The organism is Pseudooceanicola sp. NS-SX8 (assembly GCF_057380755.1).
Genome location: NZ_CM170819.1, coordinates 4,893,236 through 4,907,587, shown reverse-complemented (window position 1 = coordinate 4,907,587; position 14,352 = coordinate 4,893,236). Strand labels below are relative to the sequence as shown.

Sequence of the window (14,352 nt, the reverse complement as noted above, 5' to 3'; positions counted from 1 at the left end):
CGGGATGAGCGACCTTTCACAAAGCATGGCCATCGCCGCGACCGGGCTGCGCGCCCAGGGCCAGCGGCTGCGCCATACATCCGAAAATATCGCCAATGCGGATACCCCCGGTTACCGCCGGAAAACCGTGCCGTTTGAAAGCGTTGCGGAAACCGAGGGGGCAGGCGGGGTGACGACGGGCCGTGTCCGGCTGGATCAGACAGATCCGGCCCGGATCTACGACCCCGCTCATCCCCTCGCCGATGAGAGCGGCTACCATGATGGATCGAACGTCGATCTGGTGGTCGAAATCGCCGACGCGCGTGAAGCACAGCGCAGCTACGAGGCGAACCTCAAGGTCTTCGATCAGGCCCGCCAGATGTCGGCAGGCCTGCTCGATCTCCTGCGTCGATAAAGGAGGTCCAGAATGGACATTCGTGCATTGAATGCCGCGCAGAAATACGCGGCCGCCCGCCCCGCCACCACGCCCACCCCGAACACGGGTCAGGGCCTTGGCGAAACCCTCGGCGAAGTTGCGAAGGACTTCGCCGAGACCTTCCGCGAGGGAGAGCAGACAGCCCGCGCCGCCATGGTGGGGGAGGCCGACAGCACCTCGCTCGTCCAGGCCCTGGCGCAGACCGAACTGGCGGTGGAGGCCGCGGTGACGGTCCGCGACAAGGTGGTCGAGGCCTACCAGGAAATCCTGCGGATGCCGGTCTGAGGCCGCTGATCTACCGGGTGACGCATCGTGCTGACCCACCCTGCTGATCCTCCATGCTGATCCATGGGGGCGACAATCCGTGACCCTCTGTCGAGGGGGCCCGGCCCGGGCCTTGCGTTGGCGAAAGGGGCTGATCGAATGGGAGAGGAACTGTTCTTCGACGCCCTGCGCCAGGGGCTTTGGGTCGCGGTGATCACCGCAACGCCGATCCTGGCGGTGGCGCTGGTCACCGGCCTGGCCGTGGGCCTGTTCCAGGCGCTGACCTCGATCCAGGAAATGACCCTGACCTTCGTGCCGAAACTGGGGGCCATCGTCGTCGTCTTCTGGCTGTCGATGTCCTTCATGTCCCAGACCCTCGTGTCCTTCTTCCAGGACCACCTGATCCCGCTGATCATCGGAGGCTGACCATGGAAAGCACCGGCTACACCACCCTGACCCGCCTGTCCGGCCTGGCGCGGGAAATGGACATCATTGCGAACAATATCGCCAATGCCTCCACCACCGGGTTCCGGACGGAGGAGATGATCTTTTCCGAGTACATCCAGGGCGTGGATGACGGGCCGTCGATCTCCATGGCGCTGGGGGATATCCGCTGGGTGTCCTACGCGCAGGGCACGCTGAGCCCGACCGGCGGCAGCCTGGATTTCGCCATCGAGGGCGACGGGTTCTTCCTGGTCCAGACCCCCAACGGGGACCGGCTGACCCGTGCGGGCAGCTTTGCCACCTCCAACGCGGGGGACCTGGTGACCAATGACGGTTACCCGGTGCTGGATGCCGGCGGCGCGCCGGTCTTCATCCCGCCCGCCGCGACCATCGGGGTCGCCGCCGACGGCACGATCAGCGCCGATGGCGTCGCCGTGGGGCAGATCGGGGTGGTCATGCCCGCCGATCCCGCCCGCATGCAACGCGAGGGCGGTACGATGTTCGTGGCCGATGAAGGGTTCGACGCGGTGGAAAACCCCCGCGTCGTGCAGGGCTTTCTGGAGGCATCCAACGTCGATCCGATTTCGGAGGTGGCGCGGATGATCACCGTCCAGCGGGCCTACGAACTGGGGCAGAGCTTTCTTGACCGCGAAGATGACCGCGTCCGCAACATGTTGAAAACCCTCACCCGCTAAGCTCCCGCAGGAACGACCATGGGCCCGATCGGTCAGGGCCCGCACCCCCGCCACCCCGGACAAAGGGGCAACCGCAGGCCGGAGCCGTCACGGGAACGATTACGGGCCCATCACGGGCCTTGTCACGGGTCTTGTCACGGGCCCCGCCAACAAAAGGACACCAGATGAGAGCGCTGAAAATCGCCGCCACCGGCATGGCCGCCCAGCAGATGCGGGTGGAAACCATTTCCAACAACCTCGCCAACATGTCGACCACGGGCTACAACGCCCGCCGGGCCGAATTCGCCGATCTGCACTATCAGCAATTCGCCCGCGCCGGCACGGTGAATGCCTCCGACGGGACGGTCCTGCCCACGGGGATCCAGCTGGGCCTGGGGGTGCGGCCGGCCTCTGTTTCCATGCAGCTGGCGCAGGGGACGCTGGGCCAGACCGGGGGCGACCTGGACGTGGCGATCGAGGGGCGCGGCTACCTGGAGGTAACGCTGCCGAACGGCCAGGCGGCCTATACCCGCGACGGCGGGCTGAAACGGACGGGCGACGGGCTGATCGTCACCTCCGACGGCTTCCCGGTGGCGCCGGAAATCACCATTCCCGAGGATGCGCGCTCCATCTCAATCAATGCCGATGGGGAGGTCTACGCCTATTTCAACAACAACGCCCAGGCGCAGCTGCTGGGTCAGTTCTCCCTCGTCGGTTTCTCCAACCCCAAGGGGCTGGAGGCGATCGGGTCCAACCTCTTCGTGGAAACCGAGGCCTCAGGCGCGCCGGCGGTCACCACGCCGGGGCTCGATGGGCTGGGCACCCTGCGCCAGGGCTACCTGGAGGACAGCTCGGTCGATCCGGTGCGCGAAATCACCGACCTGATCGAGGCGCAGCGCGGTTACGAGCTGAACTCCAAGGTCATTTCCGCCGCCGATCAGATGCTGGGCGCCACGGCCCAGGTGCGCTGATGCGGTGGCTGGCCTGCATCCTGCTCCTGGCACCGGTCCTGGCACCGGTTCTGCCCGCCGGGCTGGCCGCCGAAACGGTGGTTGCGGCGCGCAACCTGCGGCCCCAGACCGTGCTGTCGCCGGTGGATTTCGCCCTGCGCGACATCGAGGTGCCGGGCGCGCTGACCTCTGTCGCGGGGCTGGCGGGGATGGAAACGCGGGTCAGCATCTATGCCGGCCGGCCGATCCTGCCCGGCGATGTGGGCCCGCCCGCCCTGGTCGAACGCAACGGAATCGTCAGCCTGGTCTACAACCGCGACGGGCTGGTCATCACCGCGGAGGGGCGCGCCCTGGCCCGCGGCGGCGCGGGGGAGGTGATCCGCGTGATGAACCTCTCCTCCCGCCAGACCATCAGCGGCACCATCCAACCGGACGGGAGCATCAGAGTAGAATGAAACCCCGCGTTTTCCCCCTGTTCCTGGCCCTGACGGCCCTGCTGGCCCTGCCGGGCTGCATCGACCGGTCCCACCTGGGCCGTCCCCCGGCCTTTTCGCCCGATACCTTCGGGCCGGAATACGAGGCGATGAACCTTGCCTCCGCCAAGGGCGCCGGGCTGGCCGATACCATGGGCCGGCCAGAGGCCTCCCTTTGGCGGGGCGGGCGCGGATCCCTGCTGGGCGATCGCCGGGCGGAGAAGGAGGGGGATATTCTGACCGTCGTGATCGAGATCGACGAGAGCGCGAATATCTCCAACTCCACCGACCGGTCGCGATCGGGATCGGACAGTGTCGGCCTGACGGAGTTCTTCGGCATTCCGCAGCGGTTGAACCGGGTGCTGCAGAACGGCGCCACGATGGACAGTGCGGTGTCGCTGGACAGTTCCAGCGCCTCCTCCGGTGACGGATCGGTCAGCCGGAACGAGCAGCTGACCCTGCGGGTCGCGGCCACGGTGGTAGATGTGCTGCCCAACGGGGTTCTGGCGATTTCCGGCAACCAGGAGGTGCGGGTGAACTTCGAACTGAGGGAGCTGCTGGTGTCCGGCTATGTCCGGCCGGAGGATATCTCCCGCCAGAACGAGATCACCTACGACAAGATCGCCTCGGCCCGGGTCAGCTACGGCGGGCGGGGCCAGATCACCGACATGCAGCAACCGCGTATCGGCCAGCAGGTGCTGGACCGGATCCTGCCCTACTGAGGTCGCCCATGAAGAAACTTCTGCCCATCCTCCTGATCGTCTTCGGAATCGGTGGCGGCGCCGGCGCGGGGCTGATGCTGCGTCCGGAGCCCGCGCCGGTGATGATCGACCCCTGTGGCGATGGCACCGCGCCCGCCCCCGCCGGCCATGCCCCCCAGGAGGAGGAGATGATGGCGGAGGAAGAGCCGGTGGACCGGGAGTACGTCAAGATGAACAACCAGTTCATCATCCCGGTGGTGACGAATGAGAAGATCGGCGCGCTGGTGGTCATGTCGATCAGCCTGGAGGTCGACCTGGGCGGGCAGGAGCAGGTCTATGCGCGCGAACCGAAGCTGCGCGACGCCTTCCTGCAGGTGATGTTCGATCATGCCAACGTGGGCGGCTTCGAAGGGGCCTTCACCAATTCCAACAACCTGGACATCCTGCGCGCCGCGCTCTTCAACGTCGCGCGCAAGATCCTGGGGCCCATGGTCACCGATGTGCTGATCACCGATATCGCCCGGCAGGATGCCTGACGGCAGGCGCCCTGGCCCGTCCGTGGGCTGACGTGGCGCGCAGAAGCGCAGAGATGGAAAACCCGGGCTCCAGGGCCCGGGTTTTTTCCGTCTTTCGGCAGGATCAGGTGTTGCCTGGATCAGTGCAGCTGGCGATGGTCGCGGTTGGCCTTCAGCAGCACGGCGAGGTCCTGCAGGTTCGCCAGTTCGCGGGACAGCGCGGCGCGGCGGTCCTCCGACAGGCTGGCGCCGTGCATCCTGGCCGCGATATCCTTCCGGCCGAGGCTGCGGGAGAGTTTCTCCATCCGGTCGGTCTTTTCGGCCAGCACCAGGGCCAGCTCCGACTGCAGCTTGCCACGGCGGACGGAAATCCAGTCCCGCCAGGCGCGGTCCTGGCTGTCGGCCAGTTCCAGTTCGCCGGTGACCGTGCGGTCGACCGTTTCCACGAACCGCTCCGCCGCGCGCCGTTCCAGCGCATCCAGCGACAGGCGCAGCTGCCGTTCCCGCTGGGCAACGCGCCGCAGCTGCATCAGCTCCGCCTCGAAGGCCATGGCGGTCGCGCGGGCGACCGGTTCCAGGGCCCTGGTCTTGTTGGAAGTCTTCATCAGATCCGTCCTTTCGCTTTGCGCCGCATCTCGTCCGCGAACCGGATCGCGGCCGCCACGGCCTTGTAATCTGCGGGGGAGATCTGCTCCCCTATCTCGGTCTCTGCATGCAGCCGCCGCGCCGTGGGCGGGTCGCTGTGCACCGGCACCGCGTGTTCCAGCGCCAGGCGGCGGATGGCCTGGGCCACCTCGTCCACGCCCTTGGCGATGACCACCGGCGCGGTGCCCCGCGCGCGTTCCCATTTCAGCGCCACGGCGTAGTGCGTCGGGTTGACGATCACCACGTCGGCATCCGGGACCTCTGCCATCATCTGCGACCGGGCGATCTGTTCGCCGCGCATGCGGCGCTGGCTCTTGACGTAGGGATCGCCCTCGCTCTCCTTCAGCTCATCGCGGATCTCCTTGTCGGTCATGCGGTTCTTGCGCAGGTGTTCCGCCCACTGCCAGAGGAAGTCGATTCCGCCCAGGCTCACCGCGATGGCAAAGACCAGGGCCAGGAATTCGACGCAGAGCCGCAGCAGCATCGCCACGGTGATCCCCGGCTCCAGCAGCAGGGCAGAGGCCATTTCCGACATGTTGGCGGAGACGAAGAGGAACAGCAGGGTCGAATAGATCAGCAGCTTGGCAAAGCTCTTGGCGAATTCGAACAACCCGCTACGGCCGAACTTGTTCTTGGCGTTCTTCAGCACCGAGATGCGCGACAGCTTGGGCTGTATCTTCTTGCCGGACACGGTGAAGGCCCGCTGGGCGATGATCGCGGCCAGGGCGGCGGCGGCGGGGATCACGAAGAAGGGCAGGATTCGGGGCACGACCGCGCCGAAAAGCCCGCCGGTGATCGTCGCCCCGTGGCCGTCGAAGAACAGCGGCGCCAGCGCCTCGGGCCGGTCGATCAGCGTCTGCAGGGCACCGCCGAGCTCTGTCAGCGCGGCAGGGCCCGCCGCCATTGCCGCCAGGCAGAGCCCGCCATAGGCCGCGGCCGCCGACAGGTCGGCAGAGCGCGGCACCTCGCCCCGCTCCCGCGCCTTTTCCAGTTTTCGCCCCGTCGCCTCGTGCGGTTTCTCGCCTGTGTCCTCCTCCTCCGCCATGCTGCGCCCCTCAGAACGGTCGGCCGAGGAAGGCGAAGAGCGCCTCCGACCAGGTGGAAAGGATGGGCATGATGAGCAGGAGCAACAGGGCAATGCCGCCGAAGGTGATCACCGGCGCGCCGACGAAGGCGACCATCAGCTGCGGCATGGCGCGGTTTATGACGCCGAGCGTCAGGTTGTAGATGACCGAGATGATGACGAAGGGCGCGGCCAGGGTGAAGGCCAGCCGGAAACTGCGCCCGGTCAGGGCGATGCCCCATTGCGCCAGGTCCGCCGCCACGGGCCACTGGCCCGCGGGCATCGCCTCGTAGCTGATCAGCAGGTAGAGCACGACATGCACATGCAGCCCCAGGATCATCGCCAGGCACAGGCCGCCGATGACCAGGATGTTGCCGATCGCCGGCATCGGTTCGATCACCGTCATCCCCAGGATCTGGCTGAGGGAGGTCGCCTGGGCGATCATGGATCCGGTGGTCTGCAGCGCCAGCAGGAAGAGCCGCAGCCCGAGGCCGAGCGCAAGGCCCGCCACCACCTCCGTCGCCAGGAGATGGGCGAAAAGGCCCGGGGTCGGCGGGCCCGGCGGCAGGGCCGGGCGGGCCGCCAGGACCACCGCCGTCAGGCTGAGGGCCACCACCAGTTTCACCCGCGCGGGCACCGACTGTTCCCCGAACCCCGGCAGGAAGGAGGTGAAGGTCCCCACCCGCAGCAGCACCACGAAGGCGGACCAGCCGTCACGGCGGAGCAGGTCCAGGGCCTGGGTCGCCAGCGCGTTCATCGTGTCATTCATCGGCGCCCACCATCGCCACCAGGGAGGGGCGCGCATCGATGCCGATTTCCTCGAACGACAGCACGGGATTGGTGATCCCCCGCGCCGAAAGCGCCATGCGCAGGAAGCGCCGCCGCTGGGTGGAGGTGACAAGCGCCGCATGGATCCCCTTTTCGGAGGCCTCGGTCAGCGCCTCTCCCACGTTGCCGACCAGCCGGGCGAAGATATCCGGTGGCAGGGCCACGTCGACGACACCGCGGTCGCGCTCCACCTGGTAGGTGGTGAAGATGTCCTCCCACTCCGGCGCGAGCTGGATCAGCGGCACCGTGCCGTCGTCGCGGCGCAGGTCCGCGATCAGCTGGAACCCCATGCGATGGCGCACATGTTCGCAAATCGCCTCCGGCTGCTGGGTCATCTGGCGCACCTCGCCCACGGCCTCCAGGATCAGGGGCAGGTTGCGGATCGACACCTGTTCGCCCACCAGCAGGCGCAGCACCTGGTGCAGCAGGTCCAGCGGCACCTTTTCCGGGATCAGCTCGTCCAGCAGCTTGCGGTTGGCATCCGCCCGGCGCGGGTCCGACAGGTTCGTCATCTCTTCCAGCAGGCGGCGCAGGCTCTTCATCGACAGCAGGCGGGGGAAGTTGCGCTTGATGGTTTCCAGAAGGTGGGTCGCCAGCACCTCTGTCGGGGTGACCATGGTCAGGCCGGACAGGGCGGCGTCGTCCTGTGCCGACTGGTCGATCCAGCGGGCGGGGGCGCCGTAGACCGGTTCCTTCACGTCTTCGCCCGCCGGGCCGCCGCGCCCCTGGGTCAGCGCCAGCACCTGGGTGGGGCGCAGGATGGCCCGGGCCTGTTCGACCCCCTGGATGCGGATCACGTAGCTGCCCGACGGCAGGGAAGGGTCATCGGTCAGCCGGATTTCCGGCAGGATCAGGCCGTAACTTTCCGCGACATGCAGGCGCATGTTCTCGATCCGGGCGTCCAGCCCGGTGCCGGGATCCAGCACCATGTTCACCAGGTCGGGGGCGAACTCCACGTGGATGTCATCAAGGTCGAGCGTATCGCCCAGGGATTTCTGGCGCGGTTTCGGCGCATCTTCGCGCGAGGCATCGGGGGCCGCGCGCTCCGCCTTCTGGCGGCGATGCACCGTGGCCGCGGCGCCGCCCAGGACAAGCCCGCCCAGGACGAAGGGCACGAAGGGAAGGCCGGGCACCAGCGCGAAGAGCAGCATCAGCACCGCCACCGTGGCCAGTGCCGCCGGGTGACGGCCCAGCTGGCCCACCAGCGCCAGGTCGGTCGCGCCCACGGATCCGCCGCGCGCCAGCAGCAGCGCCGATGCGATGGAGATGATCACCGCCGGGATCTGCGTCACCAGCCCGTCGCCGACGGTCAGGATCGCATAGGTTTCAAAGGCATCGCCCAGGGGCATGTCGTGGACGACGACGCCCATCAGCAGCCCCACCACCAGGTTCAGCAGGGTGATCAGCAGGCCCGCCACCGCGTCACCCTTGACGAATTTCGACGCCCCGTCGAGAGAGCCGAAGAAGGTGGTTTCCTGCTGCTCCCGCTCGCGCCGTTCCTTGGCCTGCATGTGGTCGATGGCGCCGGCGGACATGTCGCTGTCGATGGCCAGCTGCTTGCCCGGCATGCCGTCCAGGGCGAAGCGCGCGCCGACTTCGGCCATGCGGGCGGCACCCTTGGTGATCACCATGAAATTGACGATCAGCAGCACCCCGAAGACCACCAGCCCCAGGAAAACCGATCCGGACATGACGAAATCGGCAAAGCCGCGGATCACGTCCCCCGCCGCGCCGGTGCCCGTGTGCCCCTCCCCGATGATCAGCTTGGTGGAGGAGACGTTCAGTGACAGCCGCAGCATCAGAGAGGCCAGCAGCACGGTCGGGAAGGCCGAGAAATCCAGCGGTTTCTCGACAAAGAGGGTCACGGTGAAGATCAGGATCGCCAGGGCGAAGCTGGCGGCAAGGCCCACGTCCAGCACGAAGGCAGGGACGGGCAGGATCATCATCACGATGATCGCCATCAGCGCCAGCGCCAGCAGGATCGTGGGCTGGAACAGCGGGCGGGCCTGCGGGCCGCTCAGGGCAGGTGCATCGGTCATTTCGGACCTTCAATCGCGGGGAATCCCCGGCCGTTCTGGCAAATTCAGTCCTGTCGGTTATTCCGCGAAATGGTTGAGGCTTCGCAAATGCGCTATTGTTCCAGCGCGGTATCGACCTCGACCGAGTTGAGCAGGGCGCGCAGCGCCTCTCGGGTTTCGCCGCTCTGGTTCAGCACGTCGCGGCTGGCGGCCAGGGTGGGCGGGCCGGCGTCCGGGATCGTGACCTCCGGCTGGGCGCTCAGGATGCCGGCAAATTCCGCCCGGACCGGATCCTGCGCCGCGGTCATCGCGTCGAAATCGCGGGCAAGCCAGGCGGCCTCCCCCGCCTGGACGGTTTCCCCCGCCCCGGCAAAGAGCGCGGCAGCCTGGGAAAAATCGGCGGTGGCAAGGCTGGCCTCGGCCCGCAGGCGATCGACCTCCGGCCCGGTCAGCCCGGCCAGCTCTGCCTCGGCACGGCGGGGCAGGTTCATTTCCAGCGCGGCGCGGGCGCGCAACAGGCGACGGTCGCGCCCGGCCTCACCCTCTGCCGGGCCCGCGATGGCGGCATCGGCCACCTCCGCCAGGTGCAGCGACAGCAGCCGGTCCGCCACCTGGTTCATCGCCTGGGCGCTGGCCAGTTCGGCCATTTCGCCCGCGTGGCTGAAATAGAGCCGGGTAAAGACCGCATCCGCCGAATGATCCGCCAGGTTGCGGGTCAGCCCGTTGACGATCTCTTGCCGGACCTCCGGGGTGAAGGCCTCCCGCTCCTGATCGTAGAGCGCGAAGGCGGCGATGAAATTGCCGGTGGCGGCGCGGGCGATGACCTCTGCCCGGGCCAGTTCGGCGTTCATCGGCCCCTCCCGGTACTGGCCGCGATAACTTTCCAGCAGGCCGATCGTTTCCTGGTCGACGGGTTCGCCGTGTTCCAGCGTGCCGTTGGTGTAATGCAACAGCGCCTCGGGGGAGACATCGGTGTTCTGGGCGATCAGCGCCTGGTAGGTGTCGCGATCCGGCGCCTCGTCGCCATCGGCCAGCATGGCCGCTGCCAGGGCCTGGCGCGGCGTGGAATCGATCAGGTTGCGTTCGACGATCCGCATGATGTCACGGGCGAAATCCTTTTCCCCCGCGGCCATGAACCGCTCCGCCAACTCGGGTCCGAGCGCGGATTTCAGGACCTCCGGCATCGCCATCAGCGTGCGCTTGATCGCCCCGGCGTCGAAGTTCGTCCCAGGTGGCAGGTATTCCACCGCCAGCACGGCCCAGAGCGCGGCATCGGTATCGCAGGTCAGGCGGCTGTCGAAGGGGCTGTCTTCGGGATCGTGGCCAAATTCCAGGATCCGCGCGGCAGAGGCCATTTCGGCTTCTTCCATCGGGGGTTGCTGGACCGAATCGAGCACGCGGGCCGCTTCGGGGCCGAAGCCGTGCAGCAGGTAGAAATGCGCCAGGTCGTGGTAGGCCTGCACATCATCGCGGTCGAATTCGCCGGTCAGGCGGGCGCGCAGCCGGGACAGCCCCTCGGCGAAATCGCCGGTCTCCTCCTCCGCTACGAGGGGGGGCATGTGCAGCGCGCAGGGGTTGCCGGACAGGATGATCCGGCCGGAGGAGTTCATCTGCTCGTTGTCGAAGGTGCTGGGGGTGGCGGCCAGGCCCGGGTCGGGATGCACGCCATCCTGCAGCGTGCCGGTGATCCGGCGCTGCTCCTCCGCCAGCGCGGTGGCGCTGGCGGTGTCGGGATCCAGCAGCCCCTCTGTCGCCGCGCTGCCGATGGCGGCCAGCAGGTTGCGTTCCAGCTCCCTGGTCAGGCGGGCCTCTGCCTCTGTCGGAACCCCCGGCAGGGTGGCCAGCCTCTCTTCGGCCATCTGCCGCGCCCCGGGCCCTTCCGGCAGGGGGATGGGCGGCAGGGTCAAGGCGGGCGGAGATTCCGGGGCCTGGGCAGGCTGGGTCGCGGGCATGGCGGGTGGCACCTGTCCGACTGAGGGGGCAGTCACCGGAGCAGTCACCTGGGGAGTTACCGGGGGCAGGGTCACGGGCGGTGTGGCGGGGGCATCGCGCGCGGCGAGGGTGGGGCCGGGCGCCGGTGGCGCCGCTCCCTCGGGTACGGGGGCCGTGCTGGGGACAGTGACGGGGCCGGGGGCCAGCGGGTCGACCGGCGGCAGACCCAGGGACAGGGTGATGCCGCGCAATGCGATCGGTGCCGGGCGGGCGGTCACGACCCCGGCCGGCGCCGTGCGCAGGCGCAGCGCCATGGCCTCCCTCACGGCGGCGTCTCGCAGGTCGGGTGACGTCGGCAACGGGCTGGCGGTGGGGGTTGTGGAAGGTGTCGGCCCTGCCGGTCCCGAAACTGGTCCCGATAGGGGCGCTGGCTGGGGTACTGGCTGGGATTCGGGCGCGCGCAGGGGCGGTGGCGGGGCATCCAATGCGGGGCCATTGCCGATGTCGATCACCAGCAGGCGGTTGGCGGCCAGCCGCGCCTCGACCGGGCAATCGCAGGGCAGGGCCAGTGAAACCACCGGGCCGGGGGCGCTGGTCAGCTCCGACAGGCGGCTGCGGCCGATCCGGTCGAAGACCTGGCTCGTGTCGACCTCCTGCAGGGACCCGCTCAGCGTCAGCACGGCGCGGCCCGGCACCTGGGCCAGGGTAAAATCGGTATCCGCGGGCAGGGGCAGGGTCAGCCGGGTGAACTCCGCATGGTCGCCGGACCGCATGACCGCCGTCTGTGCCGCCAGCGGCGCCGCGGCACAGATCAGCAGAAGGGAAAGCCAGATCCGCATCATGCCGCCCCGCTGCTCTTCACTTCCTTCAGCGCCTCTTCCAGCTCGGCAAAGCTGGGGCGGCAGTGGGAGGGCGTGTTCTGCCGCCCGACCTCGATGCAGATGTTGGTCGCATGGTTGTGCAGGTTGGCCACCAGGACCTCCCGGATGAGCTGGTAGAAATGGGCGTCATCCTCGATCACCGTCTTCAGCCGCCCGGCGAAGGGGCCGACGATGCCATAGGCCAGGAACACGCCCAGGAAGGTGCCCACAAGGGCGCCGCCGATCATCTTGCCCAGCACTTCGGGCGGCTGGTCGATGGAGCCCATGGTCTTGATCACCCCCAGCACGGCGGCCACGATCCCCAGGGCCGGCAGGGCGTCCGCCATCGACTGAAGCGCGTGGCTGGAATGCATGGCGTGGTGGGTGTTCGCCTCCATCCGCTTTTCCAGCACCTCTTCGACCTGGTGCGGATCGTCGTAGTTCATCGAGGCAGAGCGCATGGTATCGCAGATCAGCGCGATCGCTTCCTTGTCGCCGACGATGCGGGTGTATTTCGAGAAGATCGAGGAATTCTCGGGATCCTCGATATGTTCCTCGATCGCCACCGGGTTCTGGCGCGCCAGGCGGATCAGTTCGAACAGAAGGCACAGCAGGTCGCGATAGTCGTCATGCTTCCACTTCGGGCCCTTGAAGACCTTGCCGACGTCCTTGGCGGTGTGTTTCACCGCCGCCATGTCGTTGGAGATCAGGAAGGCGCCCACGGCGGCGCCACCGATCATCATCATTTCGAACGGCAGGGACTTCAGGATGATCGCCATCTTGCCACCGGCCAGGATGTAGCCGCCGAAGACCATCACGAAAATCACGCCGATTCCGACAAAACCGATCATTGCTGCGCCACCTCGTTGCTACTGGATCGCCAGCCTAGGGGTCATTCCTTTGGAACAGATGAATTCCGGCCCGCCAGGATGACGCTGATCGCATAGGCGCGTTCCGACGACAGGCCGGCCATGACCGCCGCCGCCGCCTCCGGTCGCATCCGGCCCAGGAAGCCGGCGGAAAACTCCGGGTCCATCTGTTCGAACAGGGCGGCGGCGTCCTTCGGCTTCATGCTCTCGTAGACCGAGGTCAGCTGCGTCAGGTCGTTTTCCGCCGCGTTGTCGGCCAGGGCCAGCGTTGCCTTCAGCGCGGTTTCCGCCGCCTCCAGCTGGGCCAGCTTCTTGGTGATTTCCTCGTCGGCGATGGCCAGGGCATTCATCCGGTCGCGCACCTGTTCCTCCCGCCGGGCCAGGCGCGCCTCCCGCGCTTCGAAGGCCTGCAGCATCGCCTCCACCTCGGGCGGCTGGGTGCAACCGGCCTGGGCCACGGCCTCGCCATGGCCGCCCTCGGCGGGGGCCGTCATCTGGTCCATCTGCCCTGCCTGGCCGCTGTCCAGCGCCATCACCATGTCGGAATGCAGGCCGACCCGCAGCAGGGCGGAGCCGATCAGCAGGCCGGCGATCAGCGTCAGGGCGCCGCGCCGGGGCCCCCCGCGCCGCCCCTTGCGACGGGCGCCGCCCCTTGCCTGCGGCTTGCCCGGGGGGCGGCCGGCTGGGGTGCCGGGGCGCTTGGCGGCGGAATTCTTCTTCCTGGCCATGCTGCCTCCTCAGTGACTGCCGCTGTGGCGGGCAAAGACCGCGGGGGCCTCTTCCTCCGCCAGCTCCTGCTTCGCCTGCGCCTGGCTTGCCGCCACGTCCAGGTCGTGCATCGAGGCGACCAGCAGTTCCAGCCGCTTGGCCACCTGTTCCGCCCGCTCCGTCAGCTGTTCCAGGGACTGGCTGCTGTCCTTCGCGCTGCCCTGGGCGGCCTGCAATGTCTTCGACAGGTCGTCGACCTGGGCCGACAGCACCGCGACCGCGCCGCCCATGCCGCCTTCCAGGTCGTTGAACCGGGTCAGCCGGCGGGCCAGGATATAGCAGTAGAACCCGGCGCCGAGCGCGCCGGCCACCAGCAGGATATCGGCGATCAGTTCCATGTCCTCTCCGTCCTCTCTTCGTCAGTTCAGCACGAATTCCACGATCAGCAGGTCGCTGACGGCATCGGGGCCGGTCACCACCTTGATCCGGCGCAGCATCTGGGCGCGGATCCGCACCAGGGCTGCGGGGTCTTCCAGGTCTTCCATCCGCAGCGCCCGCAGGTAGCCGTTCAGCACGTCGACGATGCGCGGCATCACCTTGCTGACGTTCCCCTCCTGGTTGGAGGGCACCTCCAGGTTGGCGGTGAACCGCAGGTGCCGCCCGTCGCTGGCCCGGCCAAGCGAGATGACCATCGAATCGACCGCGATATAGGCCACGTCGGGGGCGACGAAGGGTTCGTGCGCCTCCTCCTCGTGGCCGCCGGCGCCCGCGGCATCGTCACTGCCCAGGATCATCCCGCTGTAGATGGCGAAAAACGCGCCGCCACCGCCGCCAAGCGCCACCACGAGGGCGATGATCAACGGCAGTTTCGACGCCTTCTTCGGCTCTTCCTCGATTTCGGTCGTGGCCTCGGCCATGGTCCCCCGCTGCGCTCCGCAGAAACTCTCTGGGGGTGGTTATAAGCGTGCAGGCACTAACCGATTATTAAGCCCG

17 protein-coding genes are annotated in these 14,352 nt (G+C 67.9%); 8 read left to right on the top strand and 9 right to left on the bottom strand.

What is annotated here, in order from left to right:
• Nucleotides 1-4 precede the first annotated feature (4 nt).
• The 8 genes from flgC (at nucleotide 5) to AC2IR1_RS22495 (ending at nucleotide 4,457) form a co-directional block, all read left to right on the top strand.
• On the top strand, nucleotides 5-394 hold the full coding sequence (gene flgC, locus AC2IR1_RS22530; protein ID WP_486474212.1) for a flagellar basal body rod protein FlgC: 390 nt from the start codon (nucleotides 5-7) through the stop codon (nucleotides 392-394).
• A 12-nt stretch (nucleotides 395-406) separates the two neighbouring features.
• Nucleotides 407-700 carry a flagellar hook-basal body complex protein FliE gene (fliE, locus tag AC2IR1_RS22525; protein ID WP_486474211.1) on the top strand — a complete coding sequence of 98 codons (294 nt, stop codon included), beginning with the start codon at nucleotides 407-409 and terminating at the stop codon, nucleotides 698-700.
• A gap of 138 nt (nucleotides 701-838) precedes the next feature.
• A complete protein-coding gene (locus tag AC2IR1_RS22520; protein ID WP_486474210.1) occupies nucleotides 839-1,105 on the top strand; it encodes a flagellar biosynthetic protein FliQ in 267 nt (88 codons plus the stop codon).
• Nucleotides 1,106-1,107: 2 nt separating this feature from the next.
• Nucleotides 1,108-1,818 carry a flagellar hook-basal body complex protein gene (locus AC2IR1_RS22515; protein WP_486474209.1) on the top strand — a complete coding sequence of 237 codons (711 nt, stop codon included), beginning with the start codon at nucleotides 1,108-1,110 and terminating at the stop codon, nucleotides 1,816-1,818.
• A 164-nt stretch (nucleotides 1,819-1,982) separates the two neighbouring features.
• Nucleotides 1,983-2,768 (top strand): flagellar basal-body rod protein FlgG, encoded by a 786-nt coding sequence (gene flgG / locus AC2IR1_RS22510; RefSeq protein ID WP_486474208.1) that lies wholly within the window; start codon nucleotides 1,983-1,985, stop codon nucleotides 2,766-2,768.
• Nucleotides 2,768-3,202, top strand: coding sequence for a flagellar basal body P-ring formation chaperone FlgA (flgA, locus tag AC2IR1_RS22505; protein ID WP_486474207.1), 435 nt, complete (start codon nucleotides 2,768-2,770; stop codon nucleotides 3,200-3,202). Before flgG ends, flgA begins: the two co-directional genes overlap by 1 nt.
• Complete coding sequence (flgH, locus tag AC2IR1_RS22500; protein ID WP_486474206.1) at nucleotides 3,199-3,942, top strand: flagellar basal body L-ring protein FlgH; 744 nt, start codon at nucleotides 3,199-3,201, stop codon at nucleotides 3,940-3,942. The genes flgA and flgH overlap by 4 nt, the downstream gene beginning before the upstream one ends.
• Before the next feature lie 8 nt (nucleotides 3,943-3,950).
• Entirely contained in the window at nucleotides 3,951-4,457 is a 507-nt protein-coding gene (locus AC2IR1_RS22495; protein WP_486474205.1) for a flagellar basal body-associated FliL family protein, read from the top strand.
• A 119-nt stretch (nucleotides 4,458-4,576) separates the two neighbouring features.
• Here AC2IR1_RS22495 and AC2IR1_RS22490 read toward each other — a convergent pair whose 3' ends face one another.
• From AC2IR1_RS22490 to AC2IR1_RS22450, 9 genes are all read right to left on the bottom strand, one after another.
• Nucleotides 4,577-5,041, bottom strand: coding sequence for a hypothetical protein (locus AC2IR1_RS22490; RefSeq protein WP_486474204.1), 465 nt, complete (start codon nucleotides 5,039-5,041; stop codon nucleotides 4,577-4,579).
• The gene (gene flhB, locus AC2IR1_RS22485; RefSeq protein ID WP_486474203.1) at nucleotides 5,041-6,126 is read right to left on the bottom strand and encodes a flagellar type III secretion system protein FlhB; all 1,086 of its coding nucleotides are present in this window, start codon (nucleotides 6,124-6,126) and stop codon (nucleotides 5,041-5,043) included. The genes AC2IR1_RS22490 and flhB overlap by 1 nt, the downstream gene beginning before the upstream one ends.
• A gap of 10 nt (nucleotides 6,127-6,136) precedes the next feature.
• On the bottom strand, nucleotides 6,137-6,913 hold the full coding sequence (locus AC2IR1_RS22480) for a flagellar biosynthetic protein FliR (protein WP_486474202.1): 777 nt from the start codon (nucleotides 6,911-6,913) through the stop codon (nucleotides 6,137-6,139).
• Nucleotides 6,906-9,011, bottom strand: coding sequence for a flagellar biosynthesis protein FlhA (gene flhA, locus AC2IR1_RS22475; RefSeq protein ID WP_486474201.1), 2,106 nt, complete (start codon nucleotides 9,009-9,011; stop codon nucleotides 6,906-6,908). Before flhA ends, AC2IR1_RS22480 begins: the two co-directional genes overlap by 8 nt.
• 92 nt (nucleotides 9,012-9,103) lie before the next feature.
• The gene (locus tag AC2IR1_RS22470) at nucleotides 9,104-11,764 is read right to left on the bottom strand and encodes a hypothetical protein (protein WP_486474200.1); all 2,661 of its coding nucleotides are present in this window, start codon (nucleotides 11,762-11,764) and stop codon (nucleotides 9,104-9,106) included.
• Complete coding sequence (gene motA / locus AC2IR1_RS22465; protein ID WP_486474199.1) at nucleotides 11,761-12,633, bottom strand: flagellar motor stator protein MotA; 873 nt, start codon at nucleotides 12,631-12,633, stop codon at nucleotides 11,761-11,763. The genes AC2IR1_RS22470 and motA overlap by 4 nt, the downstream gene beginning before the upstream one ends.
• Nucleotides 12,634-12,674: 41 nt before the next feature.
• Nucleotides 12,675-13,379 carry a MotE family protein gene (locus AC2IR1_RS22460; protein WP_486474198.1) on the bottom strand — a complete coding sequence of 235 codons (705 nt, stop codon included), beginning with the start codon at nucleotides 13,377-13,379 and terminating at the stop codon, nucleotides 12,675-12,677.
• Between the two features lie 9 nt (nucleotides 13,380-13,388).
• Nucleotides 13,389-13,757, bottom strand: coding sequence for a hypothetical protein (locus AC2IR1_RS22455; protein WP_486474197.1), 369 nt, complete (start codon nucleotides 13,755-13,757; stop codon nucleotides 13,389-13,391).
• Nucleotides 13,758-13,778: 21 nt separating this feature from the next.
• A complete protein-coding gene (locus AC2IR1_RS22450; RefSeq protein WP_486474196.1) occupies nucleotides 13,779-14,276 on the bottom strand; it encodes a flagellar basal body-associated FliL family protein in 498 nt (165 codons plus the stop codon).
• Nucleotides 14,277-14,352: the final 76 nt, after the last annotated feature.

Coding starts and splice junctions, on each gene's coding strand:
- flgC (WP_486474212.1), top strand. CDS start 5: ATGAGCGACCTTTCACAAAGCATGGCCATCGCCGCGACCGGGCTGCGC.
- fliE (WP_486474211.1), top strand. CDS start 407: ATGGACATTCGTGCATTGAATGCCGCGCAGAAATACGCGGCCGCCCGC.
- AC2IR1_RS22520 (WP_486474210.1), top strand. CDS start 839: ATGGGAGAGGAACTGTTCTTCGACGCCCTGCGCCAGGGGCTTTGGGTC.
- AC2IR1_RS22515 (WP_486474209.1), top strand. CDS start 1,108: ATGGAAAGCACCGGCTACACCACCCTGACCCGCCTGTCCGGCCTGGCG.
- flgG (WP_486474208.1), top strand. CDS start 1,983: ATGAGAGCGCTGAAAATCGCCGCCACCGGCATGGCCGCCCAGCAGATG.
- flgA (WP_486474207.1), top strand. CDS start 2,768: ATGCGGTGGCTGGCCTGCATCCTGCTCCTGGCACCGGTCCTGGCACCG.
- flgH (WP_486474206.1), top strand. CDS start 3,199: ATGAAACCCCGCGTTTTCCCCCTGTTCCTGGCCCTGACGGCCCTGCTG.
- AC2IR1_RS22495 (WP_486474205.1), top strand. CDS start 3,951: ATGAAGAAACTTCTGCCCATCCTCCTGATCGTCTTCGGAATCGGTGGC.
- AC2IR1_RS22490 (WP_486474204.1), bottom strand. CDS start 5,041: ATGAAGACTTCCAACAAGACCAGGGCCCTGGAACCGGTCGCCCGCGCG.
- flhB (WP_486474203.1), bottom strand. CDS start 6,126: ATGGCGGAGGAGGAGGACACAGGCGAGAAACCGCACGAGGCGACGGGG.
- AC2IR1_RS22480 (WP_486474202.1), bottom strand. CDS start 6,913: ATGAATGACACGATGAACGCGCTGGCGACCCAGGCCCTGGACCTGCTC.
- flhA (WP_486474201.1), bottom strand. CDS start 9,011: ATGACCGATGCACCTGCCCTGAGCGGCCCGCAGGCCCGCCCGCTGTTC.
- AC2IR1_RS22470 (WP_486474200.1), bottom strand. CDS start 11,764: ATGATGCGGATCTGGCTTTCCCTTCTGCTGATCTGTGCCGCGGCGCCG.
- motA (WP_486474199.1), bottom strand. CDS start 12,633: ATGATCGGTTTTGTCGGAATCGGCGTGATTTTCGTGATGGTCTTCGGC.
- AC2IR1_RS22460 (WP_486474198.1), bottom strand. CDS start 13,379: ATGGCCAGGAAGAAGAATTCCGCCGCCAAGCGCCCCGGCACCCCAGCC.
- AC2IR1_RS22455 (WP_486474197.1), bottom strand. CDS start 13,757: ATGGAACTGATCGCCGATATCCTGCTGGTGGCCGGCGCGCTCGGCGCC.
- AC2IR1_RS22450 (WP_486474196.1), bottom strand. CDS start 14,276: ATGGCCGAGGCCACGACCGAAATCGAGGAAGAGCCGAAGAAGGCGTCG.